Annotated in this window: 18 protein-coding genes; 4 read left to right on the forward strand and 14 right to left on the reverse strand. The window is 58.4% G+C overall.

Going from position 1 to position 17,872, the window contains the following annotated elements:
* Positions 1-152: 152 nt before the first annotated feature.
* The 8 genes from C2846_RS08105 to iscR form a co-directional block, all read right to left on the reverse strand.
* Entirely contained in the window at positions 153-569 is a 417-nt protein-coding gene (locus tag C2846_RS08105) for a SufE family protein (protein WP_119701196.1), read from the reverse strand.
* A gap of 11 nt (positions 570-580) precedes the next feature.
* On the reverse strand, positions 581-1,114 hold the full coding sequence (sufT, locus tag C2846_RS08110; RefSeq protein ID WP_205890135.1) for a putative Fe-S cluster assembly protein SufT: 534 nt from the start codon (positions 1,112-1,114) through the stop codon (positions 581-583).
* 18 nt (positions 1,115-1,132) lie between these two features.
* Positions 1,133-1,489, reverse strand: a complete 357-nt coding sequence (locus tag C2846_RS08115; RefSeq protein WP_080050724.1) for a HesB/IscA family protein — start codon at positions 1,487-1,489, stop codon at positions 1,133-1,135.
* Between the two features lie 9 nt (positions 1,490-1,498).
* Positions 1,499-2,746, reverse strand: a complete 1,248-nt coding sequence (locus tag C2846_RS08120) for an aminotransferase class V-fold PLP-dependent enzyme (RefSeq protein WP_080050725.1) — start codon at positions 2,744-2,746, stop codon at positions 1,499-1,501.
* On the reverse strand, positions 2,739-4,046 hold the full coding sequence (gene sufD / locus C2846_RS08125; RefSeq protein WP_119701198.1) for a Fe-S cluster assembly protein SufD: 1,308 nt from the start codon (positions 4,044-4,046) through the stop codon (positions 2,739-2,741). Before sufD ends, C2846_RS08120 begins: the two co-directional genes overlap by 8 nt.
* 4 nt (positions 4,047-4,050) lie before the next feature.
* Positions 4,051-4,800: a Fe-S cluster assembly ATPase SufC gene (gene sufC, locus C2846_RS08130; RefSeq protein WP_080050727.1), complete on the reverse strand. Its 750-nt coding sequence runs from the start codon at positions 4,798-4,800 to the stop codon at positions 4,051-4,053.
* Positions 4,801-4,853: 53 nt separating this feature from the next.
* Positions 4,854-6,290 (reverse strand): Fe-S cluster assembly protein SufB, encoded by a 1,437-nt coding sequence (gene sufB, locus C2846_RS08135; protein ID WP_080050728.1) that lies wholly within the window; start codon positions 6,288-6,290, stop codon positions 4,854-4,856.
* A 99-nt stretch (positions 6,291-6,389) separates the two neighbouring features.
* On the reverse strand, positions 6,390-6,872 hold the full coding sequence (gene iscR / locus C2846_RS08140; protein WP_080050729.1) for a Fe-S cluster assembly transcriptional regulator IscR: 483 nt from the start codon (positions 6,870-6,872) through the stop codon (positions 6,390-6,392).
* A 246-nt stretch (positions 6,873-7,118) separates the two neighbouring features.
* Here iscR and C2846_RS08145 point away from each other — a divergent pair, with 246 nt between their 5' ends.
* Positions 7,119-8,555 (forward strand): aldehyde dehydrogenase family protein, encoded by a 1,437-nt coding sequence (locus tag C2846_RS08145; RefSeq protein ID WP_119701199.1) that lies wholly within the window; start codon positions 7,119-7,121, stop codon positions 8,553-8,555.
* A 36-nt stretch (positions 8,556-8,591) separates the two neighbouring features.
* Here the strand turns inward: C2846_RS08145 and C2846_RS08150 are convergent, their stop codons facing one another.
* The 5 genes from C2846_RS08150 to C2846_RS08170 form a co-directional block, all read right to left on the reverse strand.
* Positions 8,592-10,016 (reverse strand): NAD(P)(+) transhydrogenase (Re/Si-specific) subunit beta, encoded by a 1,425-nt coding sequence (locus C2846_RS08150; RefSeq protein ID WP_080050731.1) that lies wholly within the window; start codon positions 10,014-10,016, stop codon positions 8,592-8,594.
* A 3-nt stretch (positions 10,017-10,019) separates the two neighbouring features.
* A complete protein-coding gene (locus C2846_RS08155) occupies positions 10,020-10,346 on the reverse strand; it encodes an NAD(P) transhydrogenase subunit alpha part 2 (RefSeq protein WP_080050732.1) in 327 nt (108 codons plus the stop codon).
* A gap of 4 nt (positions 10,347-10,350) precedes the next feature.
* Positions 10,351-11,478 (reverse strand): NAD(P) transhydrogenase subunit alpha, encoded by a 1,128-nt coding sequence (locus C2846_RS08160; protein WP_119701200.1) that lies wholly within the window; start codon positions 11,476-11,478, stop codon positions 10,351-10,353.
* 94 nt (positions 11,479-11,572) lie between these two features.
* On the reverse strand, positions 11,573-12,472 hold the full coding sequence (locus tag C2846_RS08165; protein WP_119701201.1) for an AEC family transporter: 900 nt from the start codon (positions 12,470-12,472) through the stop codon (positions 11,573-11,575).
* A 68-nt stretch (positions 12,473-12,540) separates the two neighbouring features.
* Positions 12,541-13,389, reverse strand: coding sequence for a metal-dependent hydrolase (locus C2846_RS08170; protein ID WP_119701202.1), 849 nt, complete (start codon positions 13,387-13,389; stop codon positions 12,541-12,543).
* 210 nt (positions 13,390-13,599) lie between these two features.
* On the opposite strand from C2846_RS08170, the gene C2846_RS08175 reads away from it, so the two are divergent.
* From C2846_RS08175 to C2846_RS08185, 3 genes are all read left to right on the forward strand, one after another.
* Complete coding sequence (locus C2846_RS08175) at positions 13,600-15,012, forward strand: alanine/glycine:cation symporter family protein (RefSeq protein WP_119701203.1); 1,413 nt, start codon at positions 13,600-13,602, stop codon at positions 15,010-15,012.
* A 65-nt stretch (positions 15,013-15,077) separates the two neighbouring features.
* Positions 15,078-16,121, forward strand: a complete 1,044-nt coding sequence (locus C2846_RS08180) for a M14 family zinc carboxypeptidase (protein ID WP_119701204.1) — start codon at positions 15,078-15,080, stop codon at positions 16,119-16,121.
* 78 nt (positions 16,122-16,199) lie between these two features.
* Positions 16,200-17,177 carry a hypothetical protein gene (locus C2846_RS08185; RefSeq protein WP_119701205.1) on the forward strand — a complete coding sequence of 326 codons (978 nt, stop codon included), beginning with the start codon at positions 16,200-16,202 and terminating at the stop codon, positions 17,175-17,177.
* Here the strand turns inward: C2846_RS08185 and C2846_RS08190 are convergent.
* Entirely contained in the window at positions 17,159-17,872 is a 714-nt protein-coding gene (locus C2846_RS08190; RefSeq protein WP_080050739.1) for a glutamine amidotransferase-related protein, read from the reverse strand. The genes C2846_RS08185 and C2846_RS08190 overlap by 19 nt on opposite strands.

A 17,872-nucleotide genomic window follows, 5' to 3' on the forward strand; every position in this document is an offset into this window, starting at 1 on the left:
CCTCGTGTGCGCTCGGTATTGTTACAGGCGATCTAAAATGCCGCCATGGGTCAATATGCGAACACTACAGTGGCTTGAAGTCACAAATCAATAGCGATGTGCGATCACGTTGCGTCGGGCGGCGTATAGCCGGCCGACGCCCAAGCCAATACTTACTGAGCAGCGGTATCCTGAATCCGCTTGACCATGGCCCGCAGGCCATTGCCGCGGGTCACGCTCAAGTGCTTGAGCAGGTTGAGCTGCTCAAAATAGCCTTCGATATCAAAATCGAGAATCTGCTGGCGAGTCTTGCCGTTATAGGCAGCCAGTACTACCGCCAGCAGGCCCTTGACGATGAACGCGTCACTGTCGGCACTGAAGAACAGCTTGTCGTCGCGCTGATCGCTGACCAGCCAGACCTGGCTTTGACAGCCACGTACGAAGTTTTCCTCGGTCCGCAGAGCATCATCCAGTACCGGCAACTCGCGGCCCAGGTCGATGATGTACTTGTAGCGATCCTCCCAACTATCGAAGAATGACAGGCTATCAACGATGTCATCGCTGGTAATATCGATACCAAACTGGCTCATGCCGACCTCTCTCAGAAAAACATACCGGTTTCGAGTTGAGCCTCTTCGCTCATCATCTCACGGCTCCAGGGCGGGTCAAATACCAGTTCAACCTTGACCGTCTCGACATTCGGCACCCGCTTGACCCGGTATTCGACGTCACCAACCAGAACTGGGCCCATCCCACATCCAGGCGCAGTCAGAGTCATGCGGATATCGACATGCTTACCCGGCTGATCCACCTCAACCCCATAGATCAATCCCAGATTGACCAGATCAACCGGAATTTCCGGGTCATAAACCGATTTCAGTGCAGTCCAGACCTGTTCAATATCGATCTGATCATTAACCGGCTCAGGGAACTCCAGCAGCTCCGGCTCCAGGCCGAGCTTGTCGGCATCGGTGCCATCCACCCGCACCATCTGACCGTGATAGGTCACCGTGTAGTTGCCACCCAGAGCCTGGGTAATGGTTACAAAGGTATCCTTGGGGATGGTCAGCGGCGTGCCATCAGGAACCCGGCGCGCAGGGCAATCGGCCTGCGCTACCACCATACGTCTTTCCATTCAGTTCACACCAGCCATTCAATTGACACTAAAGCTTTCGCCGCAACCGCACTGGTCTTTGACGTTGGGGTTGATGAAGCGGATCTGCCGGTTGATGCCTTCCTTGACCAAGTCGATCTCGGTGCCGGACAGAATCGGCAGACTATCGTGATCGACCAGCAGCGCAACCTGATCATCAAGTTGGTAGCGCAGATCGTTGTCAGCGCCCTTCTCGACCAGATCGATCACGTACATGAAACCGGTACAACCACTCTTTTTCACGCTCAAGCGCACCGCCTTGCCCGGCTCCGCGCCTAGCTGGCGACGAAAATGCTCCAGCGCCGCAGGGGTTACACTCACGACCTGGCGTGCCGGATCAAAGGACTCAACACTCATGATGCACTCCTAAACAAGGAACTGCCGGACCTTGGCCAAAGCCTCGAACAGGCGATCGACGTCGGCACGGGTGTTGTAGAAACTGAAGCTGGCACGCACTGTGCCAGGAATACCAAACTGATCCATGATCGGCTGGGCACAGTGATTCCCGGTCCGCACCGCCACGCCCTGCTGATCCAGCAGCATCCCGATATCATGGGGGTGGGCACCTTCGAGCAAAAAGCTCATCACGCTGGTTTTGCGGGCAGCAGTACCGACCAGGATCACACCAGGGGTATTGCGTGCGCAGTCTTCGGCGTAGGCCAGCAGAGCCTGCTCATGGGCCGTCGCACCAGCGCGGTCCAGGCCCAGAATGTAATCAATGGCCGCCCCCAAACCGATTACACCGGCGATGTCGGGGGTGCCGGCTTCGAACTTATAGGGCAACTGGTTGAAGGTGGTTCCGGCAAAGCTGACCGATTCGATCATTTCGCCACCGCCCTGATAAGGCGGCATCGCCTCCAGCAGAGCTGCTTTGCCATAAAGCACACCCAGACCGGTCGGACCAAACAGCTTGTGCGAGGAAAAAGCGTAGAAATCGCAGTCCAGGGCCTGTACATCAACTTCGAAATGGCTGACCGCCTGAGCCCCGTCGATCAGACACAAGGCTCCAACGCTATGAGCCAGACGCACTACCTGCTCGACCGGATTGATGGTACCCAAAGCGTTGGACACATGCACACAGGCAACCATCCGCACCCGCTCATCAAGCATGGCTTCCAGAGCGGCCATGTCCAGCGTACCACTGGCATCGACAGGAATCGGTTCGACGCTGGCACCCTTCTCCGCCGCCACCAGTTGCCACGGCACGATGTCCGAATGATGCTCCATGGCCGAAACCAGAATCCGATCACCCGGTTTAAGTTCGCTGCGGCCCCAGCAGGCGGCGACCAGATTGATGCCCTCAGTGGTACCGCGAGTCCAGATGATTTCACGCCGCTCGGCGGCATGGATGAACTGCTGAACCTTGACCCTGGCGGCCTCAAACTTTTCCGTCGCCCGGTCAGCCAGCGCGTGGGCACCGCGGTGCACATTGCTGTTGTCCTGACGATAATAGTCGCTGATTGCCTGGATCACCGCTTCCGGCTTCTGGGTCGTGGCGGCATTGTCCAGATAGACCAGAGGATGCCCGTTGACCTGCTGATGCAGGATCGGGAAGTCCTTGCGGACACGCTCGGCATCGAAAGCCGGCTTGAGGTTCAGCACCTGATCATTCATAAGCCAATTGTCCCACCTGTTCGCTGCCCTGACCAAACAAAGTGGCCAAACGCGGGCGCAAATAGTCCTGAATGGCCTGTTCCGGCACTTCGTTCAGCAGCTCATTGATGAAACCGAAGCTGAGCATGGTGCGTGCATCGGCCTCGGATACGCCACGGCTTTGCAGGTAATACAGCGAGGTCACATCCAACTGAGCGATAGTGGCGCCATGGGCACAGCGCACATCGTCGGCATAAATTTCCAACTCAGGCTTGGTGTCGATCTCGGCATTGGGCGAAGTCAGCAAATTCTTGTTGCTGAGTTCGGCCAGGGTTTTCTGGGCCTTGGGATGGATATGAATCCGCCCATTGAATACCGCCTTGGCCGAGTCTCCGACGATACCCCGGAACACCTCGTTGCTAGTGCAGTGCGGCACACAATGCTCGATATTGGTGTGGTAGTCGATCAACTGGCGATTGCGCGGCAGGTAGACCCCGTCCAGCTCTAGATGCGCACCTTCACCCCGGTGATTGACCTGATAGTCGATCCGTTTGAGTCGGCTGCCCTGGGCCAGAGTGAAGCCATGGAAACGGGCATCGCGCTGCAGATCGACATGCACGCCACCAACATGCAGCAGGTCTTCCTGCTCCAGGTTGAGGCGGTAATGCTGTACCTGTGCATTGGCCCCGACCACAACCTCGGTCAGACTGTTGACGAAGCCGTTCTGGCTGGCATCACTGGAGACATAGTGCTCGATCAGCTCGGCCTGACTGTTATCCTCCAGCACCACCAGTACGCGCTGGCTGGCCACGGCCGGCTCCGCGCTAGGAGTCGAGACATTCAGGATATAGACCGGCTTGGTCAGTTTCTGGCCACGGCCAACATGGACCAGCACACCGTCGGCCGCCCAGGCGTTGCTCAGCGCTGCAAACAAGTGCCGCTGGCTGTCCACCACCTTGCCCAGATGCTGCTGAATCAGCGCCTGCTGCTGCTCGTCGGCTGAGGCAAAGCGCACCACGCCAGTCGGCAGCGGATCGGAATGGGTCGCATCGAACACACCATTGACGAATACCAGACGAGTCGCGTCCAGCTCGATCGGTTCAACCGAGTCTTGCCAGTCAGCGCTGTCGACCAGCCCCCAGCGTGCCGGCGCGTCGTTGGCCAATGGAGTCAGCGGGGTGTATTTCCACAATTCGGTTTTACGGGTCGGCCAACTTGCCGCCGACCAGCTATCAGCACCCTGGCGGCGCAACGCATCAAGCCAGGCAGGGCTTTGCTGTTGCTGCGCCAGTTCCAGAGCCAGTTGTTGGAAGTCGCTCATGGGCTCAGGCTACCTCGCCTTCAAGCCAGCCATAGCCCTTGGCCTCAAGCTCGAGGGCCAGGCTCTTGTCGCCGGACTTAACGATCCGGCCACCGGCCAGCACGTGAACATAATCGGGAACGATGTAATCGAGCAGACGCTGGTAGTGAGTCACCACCAGAAAGCTGCGCTTGCCGTCACGCATGGCATTGACCCCGTCAGCCACCACTTGCAAAGCATCAATGTCCAGACCCGAGTCGGTCTCATCGAGGATGCACAGATCCGGCTCGAGCAGCATCATCTGCATGATCTCGTTGCGTTTCTTTTCACCGCCAGAGAAGCCTTCGTTGACCCCGCGCTTGAGGAAGCCGGGGTCCAGGCTAACGCGCTTGCTGGTTTCACGGGCGAGCTTCATGAACTCGACCGACGACAGCTCAGGCAGCGCCTGGTGCTTGCGCTTGGCATCGACTGCGGCCTTGAGGAACTCCATGTTGCTCACGCCCGGAATTTCGACCGGATACTGGAACGCCAGGAACAGGCCTTCGCGGGCACGCTCTTCGGTATCCATATCCAGCAGGTCGTGGCCTTTGAAGAGCACGCTGCCAGAGGTCGCTTCGTAACCAGGACGCCCGGACAGCACATTACCCAGGGTGCTCTTGCCCGAACCGTTGGGCCCCATGATCGCATGGACCTCGCCCGGCTTTACCTCGATGCTCAATCCCTTAAGAATGTTTTTCTCTTCAACTTTGGCGCACAAATCTTTGATAGATAACATATTTGTTAACCTGAAACCGTCTTAAAACCAATCCACTGATCCGCTACTGGCGATCAGCCCACTGAACCTTCAAGGCTGACTTCGAGCAACTTGCCAGCCTCAACTGCGAACTCCATCGGCAACTCCTTGAACACCTCTCGGCAGAAGCCGTTGACGATCATGGAAATGGCCTTTTCCGCATCCAGCCCGCGCTGCTGACACAGGAACAACTGATCATCGCTGACCTTGGATGTAGTGGCCTCGTGCTCGATTACCGCACTGGGGTTCTTGCTCTCGATATAGGGGAAGGTGTGAGCCCCGCAACGATCACCGATCAGCAGCGAATCACACTGGGTGTAGTTGCGCGCGCCTTCAGCACCAGGGTTGATCCGTACCAGTCCGCGATAGGCACTGTCGCTCTGGCCGGCCGAAATCCCCTTGGCAACGATGGTCGAACGGGTGTTCTTGCCCAGGTGGATCATCTTGGTGCCGGTATCGGCCTGCTGGAAATTATTGGTCAGCGCGACCGAATAGAACTCACCGACGCTGTTGTCACCCTTGAGAATACAGCTCGGGTACTTCCAGGTTACCGCCGAGCCAGTCTCGACCTGGGTCCAGGAAATCTTGGCGTTGGTGTGGGCAATGCCACGCTTGGTGACGAAGTTGTAGATCCCGCCTTTGCCTTCGGCGTTACCCGGATACCAGTTCTGAACTGTGGAGTACTTGATCTGGGCGTTGTCCATGGCAACCAGTTCGACCACGGCAGCATGCAGCTGGTTTTCGTCGCGCATCGGCGCGGTACAGCCTTCCAGATAGCTGACGTAGGAGCCTTCGTCGGCCACGATCAGGGTCCGCTCGAACTGCCCGGTGTTCATCTCGTTGATCCGGAAGTAGGTCGACAGCTCCATCGGGCAGCGCACGCCCTTGGGGATATAGACAAACGAACCATCGGAGAACACCGCCGAGTTCAGCGCGGCATAGAAATTGTCTTTCTGCGGAACCACGCTACCCAGGTATTTCTGCACCAGATCCGGGAAACGCTTCACCGCTTCACTGATCGGGCAGAAGATTACCCCGGCTTCTTCCAGCTTCTCGCGGAAGGTGGTTACTACCGAAACCGAATCGAAGACCGCATCGACCGCCACACCGGCGAGCATTTCCTGTTCATGCAGCGGAATGCCGAGTTTTTCATAGGTCGCCAGCAGCTCCGGATCGACCTCATCGAGGCTCTTGGGCTTGTTGGCCATGCTCTTGGGCGCGGAATAATAGGATACCGCCTGGAAATCGATTTCCGGATAGTGGACATGGGCCCACTTGGGCTCTTCCATTTCCTGCCAGGCGCGAAACGCCTTCAAGCGCCACTCGAGCAGCCATTCAGGCTCCTCTTTCTTGGCTGAAATGAAACGAATCACGTCTTCATTGAGCCCAGGTGGCAGGGTCTCGGACTCAATGGCCGAATGGAACCCGGCCGCGTAGTCCTTCTTGATAAGGCTTTCGACTTCTTCAGTCACGGTATCACCTCAATCATGCAGCCCTCGATATGGGGCCGCCACTTCAGTTCAGGCTAGCGGATCCATGCTCCGCAGGATGAACGGTTCTTCCGACCGTTTTCAGATAATGCGTTCCAGGTTGACCACGCTCTCATGGCCATTGCTACAGCCACGGTCCTGGCGGGAACGTACGCGCTGGATATCGTCGCGGGACACCAGATCAGCCAGAGTGATATCACTTAGAAACTGGCGCAGGCGATCACTAAGATCGGACCACAGGTGATGGGTCAGACACACCTCGCCATGCTGGCAGTCGCCCTTACCCATGCATCGGGTGGCATCCATGGAGTCGTTCACCGCTTCGACGATCTGCGCCACACTGATGGCACCCGCACCGCCGGCCAGCCGATAACCGCCACCTGGACCGCGAACGCTTTCAACCAGCTTGCTGCGGCGCAATTTGGCAAACAACTGTTCCAGATAGGAGATCGATACGCCCTGACGCATGGAAATATCCGCCAGGGTAATCGGCCCCTGGTCCTCGTGGAGCGCCAGGTCCAGCATGGCCGTTACGGCATAGCGGCCCTTGGTCGTCAGTCGCATAAAAGCTCCCAAGCCCTTGATGACATGCTCGGCATGATGCAATATCCAAGCAAATCAGTCAAGTATTTGACCCGATAAACGACCGCTCAGGCCCGCGCAGTATAAGAGTTTTGCCACTAATCTTGAAGGAAAAGCATGGTACTCAATCAGGCTGGCTGATTGACCACAAAATGGCTGATACAAACATGCAATGAGTGTTATCGTTTGTCAGTTTTCATGAACAGTATAAAAAGGAGTCAGTGCACCATGAGCCACACCCGGCAGTTCTATATCAATGGCCAGTGGGTTGCTCCCAAGGGCGATAAAACCCTGGACGTCATCAATCCTGCCACTGAAGAAGTAGTGGCCACCATTGCCCTGGGCAACAAAGAGGATGTTGACCTGGCTGTGGACGCTGCGCGCGAGGCCTTTGAAAGCTACTCGCAGATCAGCCGCGAAGAGCGCCAGGCCCTGCTCGGTCGCGTTATTGAAGTATTCAAGAAGCGCATGGGCGACGTTGCCGTCGCCATTTCCCAGGAAATGGGTGCGCCGGCCAAGCTGTCACAGGTTGCCCAGGCGCCGTCCGGGCTGGGCCATTTCGCCACCGCCCTCGAAGCACTCAAGCATTTCGAGTTCGAAGAGCAAATCGGCACCACCCAAGTAGTCAAGGAACCCATTGGCGTTTGCGGTCTGATCACCCCCTGGAACTGGCCGATGAACCAGCTCACCTGCAAGGTCGCCCCGGCGCTGGCCACCGGCTGCACCATGGTGCTCAAGCCGTCCGAAGTTGCCCCGCTGTCAGCCCTGCTGCTGGCCGAGATTCTTGATGAGGCCGGTGTCCCGGCAGGCGTGTTCAACCTGGTCAACGGCGATGGCCCGACCGTGGGTGCCGCCATGTCCGCCCACCCCGGCATCGACATGATGTCATTCACCGGTTCCACCGGGGCCGGTCGTCAGGTGATGATGAACAGCGCTCAAACCATCAAGCGTGTTGCGCTGGAGCTGGGTGGCAAGTCCGCCAACATCCTGCTCGATGATGTCAACTTCGAGAAGATGGTTGCCCATGGGGTGATGAGCTGCATGAACAACAGCGGCCAGTCCTGTAACGCACCGACCCGCATGCTGGTACCCAACAGCCGTATGGATGAAGTCGCCGCGATTGCCGAAGCTGTAGTCGCCAAGGTCAAGGCCGGTGATCCGAACGCCGAAGATACCGTGATCGGTCCGGTAGTCTCCCATGCCCAGTTCGACAAGATTCAGAGCCTGATCCAGGCCGGCATCGACGAAGGCGCGCGGCTGATCGCCGGCGGCACCGGCAAGCCGGAGGGACTGGACAAGGGGTACTTTGTCAAGCCGACCATCTTCACCCACGTCACCAACGAGATGACCATCGCTCGCCAGGAAATTTTTGGCCCGGTGCTGTCGATCATCGGTTACGAAGATGAAGAGGATGCTATCCGCATCGCCAACGACACCAACTACGGCCTGTCCGGCTATGTTTCATCGGCTGACCTGGATCGCGCTCGCCGCGTTGCCCGCCGTATCCGGACCGGCATGGTCCACCTCAACGGCGCGCCGCTGGACAACAAGGCGCCGTTTGGCGGTTACAAGGAGTCGGGCATCGGTCGTGAATGGGGCCATTACGGCTTCGAGGATTTCCTCGAGGTGAAGTCGATCTTCGGCTATCACCCCAAGCAAGCGTAAGCTCAGAAAGCCAAGGTGAGGGCGGCAACACCGCCCTCACCCCAGCGCTTTAACCGCCTCAATCATCTGCACCATGACCTTCTGCGCATCGCCATACACCATCGCGGTGTTTTCGGCATAGAACAGCTCGTTTTCAACCCCTGAATACCCTTTGCCCTGCCCGCGCTTGATCACGTAGGCCTGATGAGCCTGATCAACATTGAGAATCGGCATGCCATAGATCGGGCTGGACTTGCGGGTCCGGGCGGCGGGATTGACCACATCATTGGCACCGATGACTACGGCCACATCAGCCTGGGTGAAGTCTTCGTTGATATCCTCCAGATCCGCAATAATGTCGTAGGGCACCCCGGCCTCGGCCAATAGCACGTTCATGTGCCCGGGCATCCGGCCGGCCACCGGGTGGATGGCGAAGCGCACGTCCACGCCCTGCTTCTGCAATAGTTTCACAAACTCATAGAGTTTGTGCTGGGCCTGAGCTACCGCCAGACCATAACCGGGAACGATAATGACCTTGCTGGCGTAGTACATGGCGATTGCCGCATCCGAAGCCTCACTGGCCTTCATGCTGCCCTGTATATCTCCGGCATCGCCCTCCTCGTCGCCGCCGAATTGACTGAACAGCACATTGGTTACCGACCGGTTCATGGCCTTGGCCATCATCAAGGTCAGCAACGTACCGGCCGAGCCAACGACCGTGCCAGCAATAATCATCGCCGGGTTCTGCAAAACGAAACCCTCGAATGCCACGGCCAGACCAGTCAAGGCGTTGTAAAGTGAGATCACCACTGGCATATCGGCTCCGCCAATCGGCGTGGTAATCATCACCCCCAGTGCCAGCGCAATCAGGAAGAACACCGCAATCAGCAGCATCGGCGGCTCGGCTCCAGCCATCCCGGCAGTAACCACTGCCGCGCCGGTAGCCAACGAAGCGAAGAACAGCACGGCATTAACCAACTGCTGCATAGGCAGACGCAGCACTCGGTTCAAGCGGCCATCGAGCTTGGCCCAGGCGACCAGCGACCCGGACAGCGCCACCGAACCGATCAGCCCTCCCAGCACGGCCAGAATGCTGATCACCACACCATGAGCCTGAGCATTGCCGGAAAACAGCTCGACCGCCGCAATCGCCGCCGCCGCACCGCCGCCCATGCCGTTGTACAGGGCCACCATCTGCGGCATGTTGGTCATCGCCACTTTCTTGCCGCTGTACCAGGCCCAGCCAACCCCAAGCCCCAGAGCAATCAACACCAGGGCGATATTCATAGTCAGGTGCGGCTGGGCCCGTTCATTGACATCGAAGCCGTAGAGAAAGGCCACCACCACCGCCAGCGCCATACCCCAACCGGCAACCAGGATGCCCGAACGCGCGGTAACCGGGCTGGACATGCGTTTGAGACCGTAGATGAACAGCAGTGCCGCGACGAAATAAGCCGTCTCGATGATCAGCGAGGTGTCCATGACTTACTCCTTGTCAGCCGCTGCAGCATCCCGCTTGTCGCTGGGCTTGAACATTTCCAGCATGCGTTCGGTCACCACATAGCCTCCGGCAGCATTGCCGGCACCGAGCAACACACCGACAAAACCAATCAATTGCTCCAAAGGCGAGCCTGCGTTGAGCAGCGCCCACATGGCGCCAACCACCACGATCCCGTGAATGAAGTTGGAGCCGGACATCAATGGCGTATGCAGGATCGCCGGCACCCTGGCGATGACCTCGTAACCAGTAAAGGCCGCCAGCATGAAGATATACAGTGCAACGAACCCGGTGATGGTACTGGTGAAGTCCATGGTCTCACTCCCCCGTATTTTCGACGGCCTTACGGGCCGCTTCGTTCTTGATTTCGCCGTCTTTGGTCAGTAGCGCATGGGCCAGCACCTCATCCTCCCAGTCCGGCGCCAGCTCTCCGTCATGCATCAGCAACCCGGCCAATGCCAACAAGTTGCGGGCATATAGCTCAGAGGCGTGCTCGGCCAGATGACTGGGAATGTTCAGCGGCGCGACTATGGTCGCCGGACCGACCTCAACCGTATCGCCTGGGTGCGTCAGCGGGGTATTGCCGCCCCCCTCGGCCGCCAGATCGACGATCACCGCCCCTGGTTTCATGCCCATGATCTGCGCTTCGCTGATGATCTTCGGGCTCGGCCGCCCAGGAATCGAGGCTGTGGTGATCACCGCATCGGCCTGTTGAATATGCCTGGTCAGCACCTCGGCGACCCGCTCCTGCTCCTCGCTGGTCAGCTCCCTGGCATAGCCCCCCAAACCGCTGGCCGAAACTCCGGTATCAACGAACTTGCCACCCACCGACTCAACCTGCTCCTTCACTTCAGGGCGCACGTCATAGCCCTCGACCATAGCGCCCAACCGCCTGGCCGTAGCCAGCGCCTGCAACCCAGCCACCCCCGCGCCCATCACCAGTATCTTGGCCGGGCGTAGCGATCCGACTGCGGTGGTCATCATCGGCAATATCCGGTTGAGACTGGTCGCCGCCAGTAACGCCGCGTAATAGCCCGCCAACGCGGCCTGGGATGACAGTGCATCCATGGCCTGAGCCCGGGTAATCCGGGGAATCAGCTCCATCGCCAGACAGGTGATCTGTCGGTCGCGCAAAGCCTTAACCAATTCAGGCTCGCGGTGAGCGTGGACGAAACAGCAGAGGATGGTGCCTGGCGGCATCTGTTCGACATCCGCCAGCGCTGGTGGCTGCACCCGGAAAATCAGTCGGGTGTTCTCAGGCATTGGACCAATGCTGGTCCCGGCCTGCTGATAGAGCGGATCGGGAATTCTGGCAGCCTCGCCAGCCCCGGATTGCAGGTGGGTATGTATTCCGAGCTTTTCCAACTTGGCGACGACGGCGGGGACCAGCGCCACCCGTTTTTCATGCAGTCGTGTTTCCTTGGGAACAAACAGCGTAACCGGCATGGCCACTCCTTGCGACTGATCGGTTGTCTGTCACTAGCATAGACCACCCAAGGATTCTTACACTTGCCGATCACAGCATTGCGGTAGCACCAAATCAACTCAACAGCAGCAGCCATAGCGGCATGCTGAACGCAGCCAGCAGGGTTGAAAGGAAAATTACCGAGCTGATTATCCGGTTGTCTTCCTGCCCCATCGCATAGGCCAGGACATTGACACCGGTCGGGCAAGCAGCCATCAGTATCAGCACGGTTCTGGCTTCGGGATTCAATGGCAACAGCGAAGTGAAGCCCATGACCAGCAACGGAAACGCCAGCAATTTGGCCAGGGTCAGTGACAGCATAGCCCGGCTCAGATAGAGCCGGTAATGCGCCAGACTCATGCCCAACACCAGCAGCGCACAGAGCAATGAGGCCGCAGCCAGCCAGTCGACGGTACGCCAGACCGCAGCCGGCAGCGCTAAGCCACTCAGATTGAGCGTCGCCCCCAGCAGTAACCCGACAATGATCGGATTGGTCAGGCTCGACAGGGTCTGACGCCACGACAGGCGCTCGCCATGACCGCTGAACAGTGCGATATAGAGGCTTTGCAGGGTGAACAGTATCAGGCTGTGAAACACCAGCACGGCGAACAGATAAACCAGCTTATCCGTCCCCAGCAACAGGCTGACCAGCGGGATGCCAACCAGCACGTTATTGGAGTAGCTGGCCGCCAGCCCCATGGAAGTGGGACGCCCCTGCGAGCGATGGGCTACCACATTGATCAGGATGAACACCAGCAATGCCGGGACAAAATACGCCACCAGCAACATGGGCGAGAGCCCCTCACTGAGGTCAGCCCGGGCCAGGCCAGCGAACAGCAATACCGGCATGAACAGCTTGAAGGTGATCGCCGCCAGAGCCGTGCCGGCCTCAGTCGGCAACCAGCGGCGCCAGCCGAGCAGATAACCAATGGCAATCAGGGCAAAGATCGGGATCAGTGCATCGACTACGGACACAAGCAACTCCTGACACAGGGCTGGACGGCGCAGCCCGGGGCCATAGAGTCTACCAGCGCAAAGACGCTTTAGCGGATCAGGTTTGCAGAATACTCTGTTGCAGTTTGCTCAAGCAGATCCATGTTGTCGTGTTGCCAAGGATGAAAGTTCTCGCGGTAAAAATCGCGATACGCCCCAAGCAACCCGGTGAAAAAGCCATTACGCCCCCATAGCCAGCGCATACCGCGCCACCACATGCCAGGACGCAACAGCAGGCCATCGCGGCGCAACATATGCCACATCCCCCGGGTCACATCCTTGAGAAAGAAAAAGGTCGCCTGGCGCATAGCCTTGCGCAGTAGTTTGCGGTCACCACAGACCTGCATGTAGACATCAAAGGCCACCGCCTTGTGCTCGGTTTCCTCCAATGCATGCCAGCGCCACAAACGCAGCATTTCCGGGGTTGCGCCCTGCATCCAGCGCGGCTCGCGCAGCACCGCATCGGCCATGATCGCCGTAAAGTGTTCCATGGCCACAGTGCCAGCCAACTGCCGCTCAGGCGAGAAGTTCTTTTCCACGAAGCGAATGCGCCGTTTGACTGGCAATTCCAGAGCGTCAATATCGTAGCCCAGCTGACGCAGGCGTTGGTTGTAGTTGATATGCTCGCGGCTGTGGTGGCCTTCCTGACCGATAAACCCGCGGATCTGCTCTTGCAACTGCGGATCATTGATCTGATCCCGGAACAGGCGGACAGAGTCGATGAAATAGCGCTCACCATCCGGAAACAGCACCGACATAGCATTGAAGAAGTGCGTCTTGAACGGGTCGCCATCCAGCCAGTAACGGGGCAGCGGATCGGGCAAACCGGGATCCAGTCGGCGGGGACGGATATCAAGCCGAGCGGGCGTGAGGCGGGGTACTGCGGATTCCTTTTCCATGGGGGCAGGACTCTCTGGTTGTTATCTCGTGATCATACTCCGCTATTCACTCAAGTCATTAGGTCATATCCGCCAACCCAGGGCGGCTCTGCTGCCATACTCCCCTCTCAGCCTCACGCTGGCGTCTGCGCGTATTGCAGCTAAAGTTTAGGAAACATTCTGAAATAAGCCGTATCAGAATCCCAATGATCTCCTGGGGGCCTGTTCGCCATGACATGGATTATCGATACGCTCAACACCCTGTTCTGGGGCTATGTGCTGATCTACGGATTGCTTGGGGTTGGCATCTTCTTCACCTTCCGGCTTGGACTGCTGCAGTTTCGCTACTTCGGCGAAATGGTGCGCTCCATTCTCCATGCCCGGCAAAGCGATGCTTCAGGGATATCACCTTTTCAGGCTCTGTGTACCAGCCTGGCCTCGCGCATTGGTACCGGCAACCTGGCCGGGGTGGCAGTCGCACTCTACCTGGGCGGCGCCGGGGCAATATTCTGGATGTGGATGGTAGCGCTGGTCGGCATGGCCACCGCCTACTCAGAAAGCACCCTGGCCCAGCTTTACAAGGTTCGCGATGCCAAGGGCCAATACCGTGGCGGTCCGGCGTTCTATATTTCCAAGGGCCTCAAGGCACCTTGGGCTGGCAGCATCTTTGCCATCTGCCTGATCATTTCCTTCGGGCTGGTGTTCAATGCGGTCCAGGCCAACTCGATTGCCGACGCCATGCAGGGCGCCTTTGGCTTGCCCAAACTGTGGGTAGGGGTCGTGATTGCCATACTCGCCGGCCTGGTGATCTTTGGCGGTTTACGCTCGATTGCCCGCTTCGCCGAACTGGTCGTCCCCTTCATGGCTACCGCTTATGTGCTGGTCGCCCTGGTGGTCCTGGTGCTGAACATCACCGAAGTGCCCGGGGTGCTGGCCACCATCATCAAAAGCGCCTTCGGGCTTGAAGAAGCGGCTGGTGGAGTCGCAGGGTCGGTAACTGCCGCCATGCTCAATGGCATCAAGCGCGGCCTGTTTTCCAATGAGGCCGGCATGGGCTCGGCTCCGAACGTTGCCGCGACCGCCACCCCGGCGCCACATCACCCCTCCTCTCAGGGATTCGTCCAGGCCATGGGGGTTTTTATCGACACCATCGTGATCTGTACCGCCACCGCTATCATGATCCTGCTGTCCGGTGCGCTGGAGCCCGGTTCAGGAGTGACAGGCACCCAACTTACCCAGCAGGCTCTGCACGAGCATATTGGCGCAGCCGGCACCTATTTCATCGCCTTTGCCATTCTGTTCTTTGCCTTTACCTCGATCGTCGCCAATTACTCCTACGCTGAGAACGCCCTGATATACCTTGGCGTGGGCAACACTCTGGGGATGACCATACTGCGACTGGGCACACTGAGCATGGTGATCTGGGGTGCCTATCAAGCGGTTACCACGGTATTCGATGCCGCCGACGCTTCGATGGGGCTGATGGCCACCATCAACCTGATTGCCATTGTGCTACTGTCTGGCACCGTGGTGAAACTGACCCAGGACTACATGGCACAGCGCAAGAATGGCGAAATACCCAAGTTCAAGGCGGCGGACTACCCCGAGCTGAAGGAAAAGATCAATACCGATATTTGGCGCTAGGGTCTGTCACACCGTTGCAACGCTGATATGACAAGCTGGCGGCAGTCTCGTTACGAACTGCCGCCATGGCCGAAACGCTACACCAGATACAGCGCCACCTTCCCGAACAGATCCAGCTTGACCGCCTCCTGGACAAAGGCGCTCGCCACCTGCGTATCAGCACGGCTCATCAGGTCGATATTCAGGGCATCATCATCCCCATTCGAGTGATCGAGCTTGGCAGCCGCTCACCCCAGGCTCCGGTCATCGGTTTTTTCGGGGGAGTGCATGGGGTCGAGCGAATCGGCACACAGGTGCTGTTGTCATGGTTGCACAGCCTGGTTCACCGCCTGGACTGGGATGATCACCTGGGACGCCAGCTTGAGCGCGTGCGTCTGGTGTTCATGCCGATGATCAACCCCGGAGGGATATGGCATCACCGACGCAGCAACCTCAATGGTGTCGACCTGATGCGCAATGCACCAATCGACGCCATGGGGCCGGTGCCCTGGCTGGTCGGCGGTCATCGCATCAGCCGGCGCCTGCCCTGGTACCGGGGCAGGCGCAACGCCCCGCTGGAGGCCGAGGCTCAGGCACTGGTCGATACCGTGCGCGAACGCCTGCTCAGCGCGCCCTTCGCCATCAGTATCGACTGCCACAGCGGCTTCGGTCGCCGTGACCGGCTCTGGTGCAGCTATGCGCGCAGTCACCGACCAATCCAGCATATTGCCGAGGTCTACGCCCTGAAGCTGTTGTTTGAGCGCACCTACCCCCACCACCACCCGTATATCATCGAGCCGCAGTCGATCAACTACACCACTCATGGCGATCTCTGGGATTATCTCTACGACGAATCACTTGAACAGCATCCGGACAACCTCTACCTGCCCTTTACCCTGGAAATGGGCTCTTGGCTCTGGGTCCGCAAGAACCCCAGGCAGATGCTCGATTATTTCGGTTACTTCAATCCGGTGATCAACCACCGCAAACGCCGGGTACTACGCCAGCACCTGCCGCTGTTCGAGTTTCTCACCCATGCTACCCAGGCCTGGCGCAACTGGCAGCCCCGCCCACAGCAACGCGACGAGTTAACCCGTCAAGCAATCGAGATGTGGTTCAACAACCGATAAAAATAAATTTGCGTGTTTGTTCCCCGGATGGCTGGCGTGTTGCCAGCTATACTTCAGTCAGGCCGGGAGATCACCAAAATGAAAAAGATCTTGGCGTTGATCGTAGTAGCAGTTGCCATGCAGGCCCATGCCGAGGAAGAGTCAGACTCGGACCTTCCCGAGTGGATGGTTGACAAGATAACCCCCGTCCACAGCCGGGTATCGCGCTGGGTCAGCAGCACATCACGCGGACTGGATGGCTTCTTTGGTACCGATGACAGCCTGCGAGTCAAAAACCAGTCCTACCTGCGTCTGAGCCAGGAATTCGAGTGGCGAGAGACCGAGGATTTCGACACCGACACCAGCCTGCGTTTCCGACTCGACCTGCCCACCACCAAAGAGCGCCTGCGTCTGGTCATTGATTCTGATCCGGAAGAAACCCAGGGCACGCTTGAGCAACAAGGCTCACAGAGCCTGCGCCAGGATCAGACCGACCGGCGCAATTCGGTCGTCGGTCTTGACCGCCTGAGCAGTCGCGACAAGACCCAGAACTGGGCCACCAAGTTCGGTGCCGGGGTCAAGCTGCGTTTTCCACTGGATCCCTATGTACGCATGACCACCGAGCGTCTGTGGGATGTAGGTGACGGCCCCTGGCAACTGGAGTCCTACAACCGCCTGTCCTGGTTCGACAGCGATGGCTATTCGGCTCGAAGCCGCTGGGACTTCGGCCGGCCACTGGATGAAGTACGCCACCTCAGATTCATCACCAACTTTCAGTGGCAGGAAGATGTCGACACTCTGGAGTTCTCAGAGACCATTGAGCTGAACCGCCGCCTGAGCAGGCGCAGCGCCATCCGCTACGCAGGTGTGATGGTCGGCAACAGCAGTTCAAACCCGCGGATCAACAACTACTACCTGCTGACTCAATATCGCCGCAGTCTGCACAAGGACATTCTGTTCATGGATGTAATACCTGAACTGCACTTCCCCCGGGACTCGAACTTCGACCCGCGCTGGGCCTTTACCCTGCGTCTGGAAATGCTGTTCACCGGCGATATTCAGGAGCCACGCGACTGACGCAGAAAGTTGACGATCCAGCGCATCATCAGCCGATCGTCGACTTCGGCGCTCAACGAGGCCTGCCCCTCACGCAGACGCGCATCGGCAATCACGCCCTTACGCCGATCCATCAGATCACGCGAGTAGGCCTTGCAGAATTCCGGGTGGCCCTGAACACTCATGAAATGTTGCTGGTACTGCACCAGGTAGTAAGGGCAAAAATCGCTGCTGGCAAGAATTTCCGCCTGCGGAGGCAAACGTACTACCTGGTCCTGATGGCTGACGATCAGATCGAGCTTATCCTGCCAGGGCTCCATCCAAGGCTTGCGCTCAACCACCTGATTGAACGACATACCCACTCCCCAACCTTTCTCCGATTGACGCACCTCGCCGCCCAGTGCCTTGGCCATGAGTTGATGGCCGAAACATACGCCCACCAGCGGCACGCCCTGCTCCCACAGTTCAACGATGAACGCCTGTAGATCCTCGATCCAGTCCAGCCCATCATTGACGCCATACTTGCTGCCGGTAGTCAGGTAGCCGTCGCATTCACCGGGTTGACCGGGCAGTTCACCATCCAGTGCGCGGTAAACCCGTATGTGCGCATCTGGCACCTGCTCCAGCAACAGAGTTCGAAACATCTCCGGATAATTGCCGTGCGCCGGCTGCAACTCGGGCATGACATCGTCACACTGCAGCAAGCCAATCTTCAT

Source organism: Pseudomonas jilinensis (genome assembly GCF_003586265.1).
In the GTDB taxonomy this organism is placed as follows: domain Bacteria; phylum Pseudomonadota; class Gammaproteobacteria; order Pseudomonadales; family Pseudomonadaceae; genus Halopseudomonas; species Halopseudomonas phragmitis.

Excerpts from the sequence above, each read along its gene's own strand:
- C2846_RS08115 (WP_080050724.1), bottom strand. The coding sequence starts at position 1,489 with ATGAGTGTTGAGTCCTTTGATCCGGCACGCCAGGTCGTGAGTGTAACC.
- C2846_RS08155 (WP_080050732.1), bottom strand. The coding sequence starts at position 10,346 with ATGGACTTCACCAGTACCATCACCGGGTTCGTTGCACTGTATATCTTC.
- C2846_RS08190 (WP_080050739.1), bottom strand. The coding sequence starts at position 17,872 with ATGAAGATTGGCTTGCTGCAGTGTGACGATGTCATGCCCGAGTTGCAG.
- C2846_RS08120 (WP_080050725.1), bottom strand. The coding sequence starts at position 2,746 with ATGAATGATCAGGTGCTGAACCTCAAGCCGGCTTTCGATGCCGAGCGT.
- C2846_RS08150 (WP_080050731.1), bottom strand. The coding sequence starts at position 10,016 with ATGGACACCTCGCTGATCATCGAGACGGCTTATTTCGTCGCGGCACTG.
- C2846_RS08185 (WP_119701205.1), top strand. The coding sequence starts at position 16,200 with ATGAAAAAGATCTTGGCGTTGATCGTAGTAGCAGTTGCCATGCAGGCC.
- sufC (WP_080050727.1), bottom strand. The coding sequence starts at position 4,800 with ATGTTATCTATCAAAGATTTGTGCGCCAAAGTTGAAGAGAAAAACATT.
- sufT (WP_205890135.1), bottom strand. The coding sequence starts at position 1,114 with ATGGAAAGACGTATGGTGGTAGCGCAGGCCGATTGCCCTGCGCGCCGG.
- C2846_RS08145 (WP_119701199.1), top strand. The coding sequence starts at position 7,119 with ATGAGCCACACCCGGCAGTTCTATATCAATGGCCAGTGGGTTGCTCCC.
- C2846_RS08175 (WP_119701203.1), top strand. The coding sequence starts at position 13,600 with ATGACATGGATTATCGATACGCTCAACACCCTGTTCTGGGGCTATGTG.
- C2846_RS08160 (WP_119701200.1), bottom strand. The coding sequence starts at position 11,478 with ATGCCGGTTACGCTGTTTGTTCCCAAGGAAACACGACTGCATGAAAAA.
- sufD (WP_119701198.1), bottom strand. The coding sequence starts at position 4,046 with ATGAGCGACTTCCAACAACTGGCTCTGGAACTGGCGCAGCAACAGCAA.
- C2846_RS08105 (WP_119701196.1), bottom strand. The coding sequence starts at position 569 with ATGAGCCAGTTTGGTATCGATATTACCAGCGATGACATCGTTGATAGC.
- C2846_RS08170 (WP_119701202.1), bottom strand. The coding sequence starts at position 13,389 with ATGGAAAAGGAATCCGCAGTACCCCGCCTCACGCCCGCTCGGCTTGAT.
- C2846_RS08180 (WP_119701204.1), top strand. The coding sequence starts at position 15,078 with ATGGCCGAAACGCTACACCAGATACAGCGCCACCTTCCCGAACAGATC.
- iscR (WP_080050729.1), bottom strand. The coding sequence starts at position 6,872 with ATGCGACTGACGACCAAGGGCCGCTATGCCGTAACGGCCATGCTGGAC.